Annotated in this window: 6 protein-coding genes; 2 read left to right on the forward strand and 4 right to left on the reverse strand. The window is 66.2% G+C overall.

The features are described from left to right. Window positions 1–21: 21 nt before the first annotated feature. Window positions 22–882 (forward strand): ribonuclease Z, encoded by an 861-nt coding sequence (locus WA965_RS17235; protein WP_526300370.1) that lies wholly within the window; start codon window positions 22–24, stop codon window positions 880–882. On the opposite strand, the gene WA965_RS17240 is transcribed toward WA965_RS17235, so the two are convergent. From WA965_RS17240 to WA965_RS17250, 3 genes are read right to left on the reverse strand one after another with little or no spacing between them, the layout of a single operon-like run. Beyond that, a complete protein-coding gene (locus WA965_RS17240) occupies window positions 866–1,705 on the reverse strand; it encodes a transglutaminase-like domain-containing protein (protein ID WP_526300368.1) in 840 nt (279 codons plus the stop codon). The two genes, WA965_RS17235 and WA965_RS17240, sit on opposite strands and share 17 nt — an antisense overlap. A gap of 2 nt (window positions 1,706–1,707) precedes the next feature. After that, on the reverse strand, window positions 1,708–2,685 hold the full coding sequence (locus WA965_RS17245; RefSeq protein WP_526300366.1) for an alpha-E domain-containing protein: 978 nt from the start codon (window positions 2,683–2,685) through the stop codon (window positions 1,708–1,710). After that, window positions 2,685–4,292: a circularly permuted type 2 ATP-grasp protein gene (locus tag WA965_RS17250; RefSeq protein ID WP_526300414.1), complete on the reverse strand. Its 1,608-nt coding sequence runs from the start codon at window positions 4,290–4,292 to the stop codon at window positions 2,685–2,687. Before WA965_RS17250 ends, WA965_RS17245 begins: the two co-directional genes overlap by 1 nt. 320 nt (window positions 4,293–4,612) lie before the next feature. Here WA965_RS17250 and rpsT point away from each other — a divergent pair, with 320 nt between their 5' ends. After that, a complete protein-coding gene (gene rpsT / locus WA965_RS17255; RefSeq protein ID WP_178359829.1) occupies window positions 4,613–4,873 on the forward strand; it encodes a 30S ribosomal protein S20 in 261 nt (86 codons plus the stop codon). A 34-nt stretch (window positions 4,874–4,907) separates the two neighbouring features. Here the strand turns inward: rpsT and holA are convergent, their stop codons facing one another. Further along, a complete protein-coding gene (holA, locus tag WA965_RS17260) occupies window positions 4,908–5,849 on the reverse strand; it encodes a DNA polymerase III subunit delta (protein WP_526300412.1) in 942 nt (313 codons plus the stop codon). Window positions 5,850–6,000 lie beyond the last annotated feature (151 nt).

Raw genomic sequence — 6,000 nt, forward strand, 5'->3', positions numbered from 1 at the left:
ACACGGAGTTAGGTGGAAGCCATGATCGAAGTCACCCTGTTGGGAACCGGCAGCCCCATCCCCGACGCCCGCCGCGCGGGACCGTCCACCCTCGTGCGTGCGGGCGGTCAGACGTTCCTCGTGGACTGCGGGCGCGGGGTGCTGCAGCGCATGGCCGCCCTCGGGACGGGTGCCAACAATCTCAGCGCGCTGCTGCTGACCCACCTGCACAGCGACCACATCGCCGACCTGGGCGACGTGATCATCACCCGGTGGGTGTCGAACTTCGCCCCGGATCTGGCCCCGTTGCCGATCATCGGCCCGCCGGGAACCGCAGAGGTCGTCGAGAACATGATGAAGGCGTTCGACTTCGACATCGGGTACCGCATCGCCCACCACGCCGACCTGACCACGCCGCCGCCGGTCGAGGTCGAGGAGGTGACCGACGGCGTGGTGTGGGGTCGCGACGGCGTCCAGATCCGGGTCGCACCCACCGATCACCGGCCCGTCGCGCCGACGATCGGGTTCCGCGTCGAGCACGAGGGGGCATCGGTGGTGCTGGCCGGCGATTCGGTGCCCTGCCCCACGCTCGATGAGCTGGCAGCCGGTGCCGGGGCATTGGTGCACACCGCGATTCGCAAAGACCTCATCGACCCGCTGCCGATGCAGCGGATCCGGGACATCTGCGACTACCACTCGTCGGTGGAACAGGCGGCCGCCACTGCTGCTCGCGCCGGCGTCGGCATCCTGATCCTGACCCACTACGTGCCCGCGATCCAGCCGGGTCAGGAAGAGGACTGGCGGGCGCTGGCCGCGTCGGAGTTCGACCGTCAGATCGAGATCGGCGACGACCTGCACCGCGTGGAGGTGCACCCAGGCGTGTGCACTAAGCCAGTCGGGTGATCTCCACGACGACGTCGAGATCGGTTGATCCCTCACCCGAGTAGATGCCCTTGAGCGGGGTGACGTCCGCATAGTCACGGCCCACACCCACGCTGATGTACTGCTCGTTGATCTCCTTGTCGTTGGTGGGGTCGTAGTGCCACCACTCCCCCGTCCACGCCTGGATCCAGGCATGGCTCTGACCTTCGACGGTGTCGCCCATCTTCGCGTTGCGCTTCGGGTGCAGGTAACCCGACACGTAGCGTGCCGGAATTCCCATGCCGCGCAACAACATCAATGTCAGATGCGCGAAGTCCTGACAGACCCCCCGGCCCTCGCGCAACGCGTCGACACCGGAGGTGTGCACGCCGGTGGTGCCGGGCACATACTTCAGTTCGCCCTGCACCCAACGTGCGGCCTCGATGACGGCCTCGGTCGGGTCGTGGTACTTGGCGATACGGCGGCCCACGCGTTCGATCCGCTTGCTCGCGGGCACGTAGTGGGTGGGAGCCAGCATCTCGTCGTACTTGTCGATCACCGCCTCGCCGGCGAGGTCCTCCCAGCTGATCTTGATCTTCGGAACCTCAGGCTTGTCGGTCTCCACCACCGAGGACGCGGTGACCTCCAACTCGGTGTGCGGCGCGTGAAGGTCGAACGACGTGACCGCGGTGCCCCAGTAGTCGACGTAGCGGTAGGACCTTGTGGCGGGGATGGTTTCGACCCGGTTGAGGATGACGTTCTGCCTCGAATCAGATCGTGGGGTCAGGCGCGCTTCGTTGAACGACGCCGTCACCGGAGACTTGTAGGCATAGCCGGTGGCATGAATGATCCGCATCCGCCACATATTCAGACCTCGCCTTCCTCGATCACCAGCGAACCGTCACGGCCCGCATCCGTCCACGCCACCCACGGTGCGGAGTGGAAGTACTCCAACGCCAACGCTTCTCCGACGTCGGCGCACGTCGCCTGAATGGCGGCCAGACGTTCCTCGAGCGATTCCAGAAGCACACCCTGCGGCATGAACTCCAACTCGCTGCGGGCACGTCCGAGCAGACGTTGCACCTCCGCCGTCGCGCCCACCCGGTTGAGCCGTCTCTTGTGCAGTTCGTCGAGGCTGTGTTCGGCCAGTCGCAGCGAGTACATCACCGATCGCGGAAAGAGCCTGTCCAACAACATGAACTCGACGACACGGGCAGCGTCGAGCACCCCACGGTAAGTACGCAGATACGTGTCGTGCGCACCCGCGGAGCGCAGCACCGTGACCCAGGCCGGCGACGATGCGCTGTCACCGACTCGGGCGAGCAGCAGGCGCACCGTCATGTCGACGCGTTCGATGGCCCGGCCCAGCACCATGAACCGGTAGCCGTCGTCGCGGGACAGCGTGGAGTCGGCCAGACCGGCGAACATCGCCGCACGGCCTTCGACGTAGGACAGGAACTCGTGCGGGCCGAGGCGTTTGGCGGCCCGCTCGCGCTCGGCCAATGCGTTGTAGGTGGTATTGAGGCATTCCCAGATCTCGGTGGACGTGACCTCCCTTGCGCCGCGGGCATTCTCCCGGGCCGCCGAGATCGCGTCGACGATGGAGCAACCGCCGTTCGTGTCGCGGCTGAAGGCAACCAGATCGGTCAGCGACCACACGTCCAGGTCGATGTCGGGGGGTTCGATACCGAGCACCCGCAGCAGCGTGCGCGACGCCTGGTTCGGGTCCACGCTGGAATCCTCGAGGAGCTGGTGGACGGTGACGTCCAGGATGCGGGCCGTGTCGTCGGCGCGCTCGACATAGCGCCCGATCCAGTACAGGGATTCGGCGTTGCGTGCCAACATCAGTCGACCACCGCCTGCTGTTGCTGCTGTTGTTGCTGTTGAGTCTGGCCGGGACCGGCCGCCTGAGACTGTTGTTGCTGCGTCTGCTGGGACGACGATCCGTCGCCGTTCTTCTCGGCCTTGGATCCCCTGGCGGTCTTCGGAAGTGACCGAACCACCTCCGCGGCAGCCAGTTCGCGGTCGGCCACCGACGCACGCGAGGCAAGAACCCAGGTGTCCTTCGATCCACCACCCTGACTCGAGTTCACCACCAGCGAGCCTTCCGGTAGCGCCACCCGTGTCAGACCACCGGGCAGCACCCAGACGTCGTCTCCGTCGTTGACGGCGAAGGGACGCAGGTCGACGTGCCGGGGCGAGAGTTCGTCGCCGATCTGGGTGGGCACCGTCGACAACTGCACCACCGGCTGGGCGATCCACCCGCGCGGGTCGGCGTTGATCTTCCTCGAGATCGTGGCCAGCTCCTTCTCCGAGGCGTTGGGGCCGAAGACGATGCCGTAGCCACCGGAACCCTCGACCGGTTTGATGACCAGCTCGTCGACGCGGTCGAGCACCTCCTCGCGTTCCTCGGGGAGCCAGCACCGGAACGTGTCGACGTTGGCCAGCAGCGGCTTCTCGCCGAGGTAGTACTCGATGATCGTCGGCACGTAGGTGTAGACGAGTTTGTCGTCGCCGACCCCGTTGCCCACCGCACTGGAGATGACGACGTTGCCGGCCCGGGCGGCGTTGAGGATGCCCGCCACGCCCAGCACCGAGTCGGGCTTGAACTGCATCGGGTCCAGAAAGTCGTCGTCGATGCGTCGGTAGACGACGTCGACCTGGCGTTCGCCCTCGGTGGTGCGCATGTACACGGTGTTGTCCCGGCAGAACAGGTCGCGGCCCTCGACGAGTTCCACACCCATCTGGCGGGCCAGCAGCGAATGCTCGAAGTACGCGGAGTTGTAGACACCGGGGGTGAGCACCACGACGGTCGGATCGGCGACGTTGTTGGCGGCGGCATTGCGCAGCGCCCGCAACAGATGCGACGCATAGTCACCGACCGCACGGACCCGGTGGGTCGCGAACAGGTTCGGGAAAACCCGAGCCATGGTGCGGCGGTTCTCCATCACATACGACACCCCCGAGGGTGAGCGCAGGTTGTCCTCGAGCACCCGGAAGTTGCCCTGGCCGTCACGAACCAGATCGATGCCGGCTACATGGATGCGCACCCCGTTCGGCGGCATGATCCCCACCGCCTCGCGGTGGAAGTGCTCGCAGGAGGTGACCAACCGGCGAGGGATGACACCGTCCCGCAGAATCTCCTGCTCGCCGTAGATGTCGCTCAGATACATCTCCAGCGCCTTGACGCGCTGGCGGATGCCGCGCTCCAGGCGAGTCCACTCCGCTGCCGAGATCACCCTCGGGACCAGGTCCAGGGGGAACGGCCGCTCCTGGCCGGAGAGCGAGAACGTGATGCCCTGATCGATGAACGCACGTCCGAGCGCATCCGCGCGTGCCTCCAGATCAGACACGTCGGAAGGCGCGAGTTCGGTGTGAATGCCCTTGTAGGGGCCCCGGACGTTGCCCTGCCCGTCGAACATCTCGTCGAAGGCCTCGGCGTACGTGCCCATGGTGTTGTAACCACCGAAGACGCCGTCGTGCCGTTTGGCAGTCTTGGAGTTACTGCGTGAGGTCCGTGTGCTCTGGGTCGCCAAGATGTCTTGTGCTCCTCACGTGGGCGGTCTATGGAGTTTCTGGTGCAGTCCTATTCCCATGCGACGCGATTCGCATACGCACGAATGCCATGCTGCAACATTTCTGTCGTTTCGGCAGGCCAGTGGGTCTCGCTTTGGGACATTTGTGACCTCGCTGGTAACCTGAACAGTCGCTGCCCCCCGTGGGCGCCCACAGACTCAAGCAATCCCGTCGAGATTTACGAAGGAATACACGCGTGGCCAACATCAAGTCGCAGCAGAAGCGAATCCTCACCAACGAGCGCCGCAGGCTGCGCAACAAGTCGGTGAAGTCGTCCCTGCACACGGCGGTGCGTGGTTTCCGTGCGGCGCTCGAGTCGGGCGACAAGGAGAAGGCCGGCGAACTCCTCGCTGCGACCACCCGCCAGCTGGACAAAGCGGCCACCAAAGGCGTGATCCACAAGAATCAGGCCGCCAACCGCAAGTCCGCGCTCACTCAGGCCTTCAACAAGATCTGAGTCCGGGTCAGTCCGCTGACCAGCTCTCACGCAATTACTCGCGGACCAGCTCGGCGACCTTGCGAACTGCGGTTTCCAATGCGTAGTCCGCATCCGCTGCCGCCCCCTTGACGTCGGCGTTCAGCGCGGCCACCAGCCTCATCGCCTCGGCGACAGAGTCCCTTGACCACCGGCGCGCCTGCTTCTGCGCCTTCTGCACCCGCCACGGCGGCATGCCCAGCTCACCGGCCAATCGGTAGGGGTCGCCTGACAGCGGCCCGACCCGGGCGATCGTGTGCACCGCCTCAGCCAGCGCGTCGGCCAGCACCACCAGCGGTTCGCCGCCCATCATCGCCCAGCGCAACGCCTCGGCGGCGCCGGCGACATCCCCGACGACCGCCTTGTCGGCGATGTCGAACCCCTTCACCTCGGCTTTGCCCGAGTGATAGCGGCGCACAGCGGCCGCGCTGAGGTCACCTCCGGTGTCGGCGACAAGCTGCGAACACGCCGCAGCCAGCTCACGAAGGTCGGAGCCGACGGCCTCGAGTACCGCGGTCACCGTGTCGTCGTCGACCTTCACCCGCAGGGCGCGGAACTCCTTGCGGACGAAATCGGACCGCTCGGATGCCTTGGTGATTTTGGCGCACGGGTGAACCTGCGCTCCCTGCTTCTTGAGATGGTCGGCGAGGGACTTCGCGCGGCCACCGCCGGAGTGCGCCACCACGAGCATCGTCCCTTCGGGCAGATCCGCAGCAGCCGATTCGATGATCGCGACCGACTCCTTGCCCGCTTCGGCGGCGGCCTCCAGCACCACAACACGTTCGTCGGCGAACAGCGACGGGCTGAGCAGCTCGGCGAGTTCGCTGGTGCTGACTTCGCCCGCGCGAAGCCGATCGACCGGGACGTCAGCAGTGCCTGCCGACGCCCGTGCCTGCTGCAGTACCGACGCGATGGCACGCTCGACCAGGAGCTCTTCGTCACCCAGGATCAGGTGCAGGCCGGTCACCTCTTGACTCACCGGACGATCGTGCCACGACCCCGCGACATCGACCGCACCACCAATGCCACAGCGCCGCGGTGGCGACGGCGCCGACCGCCACGGTGACCACTCCCGCGAGACCCGACGGGACCGCCACCGCCGCCGCGGG

Origin of the sequence: Mycobacterium sp. (assembly GCF_049683935.1) — a bacterium.
In the GTDB taxonomy this organism is placed as follows: Bacteria; Actinomycetota; Actinomycetes; order Mycobacteriales; family Mycobacteriaceae; genus Mycobacterium.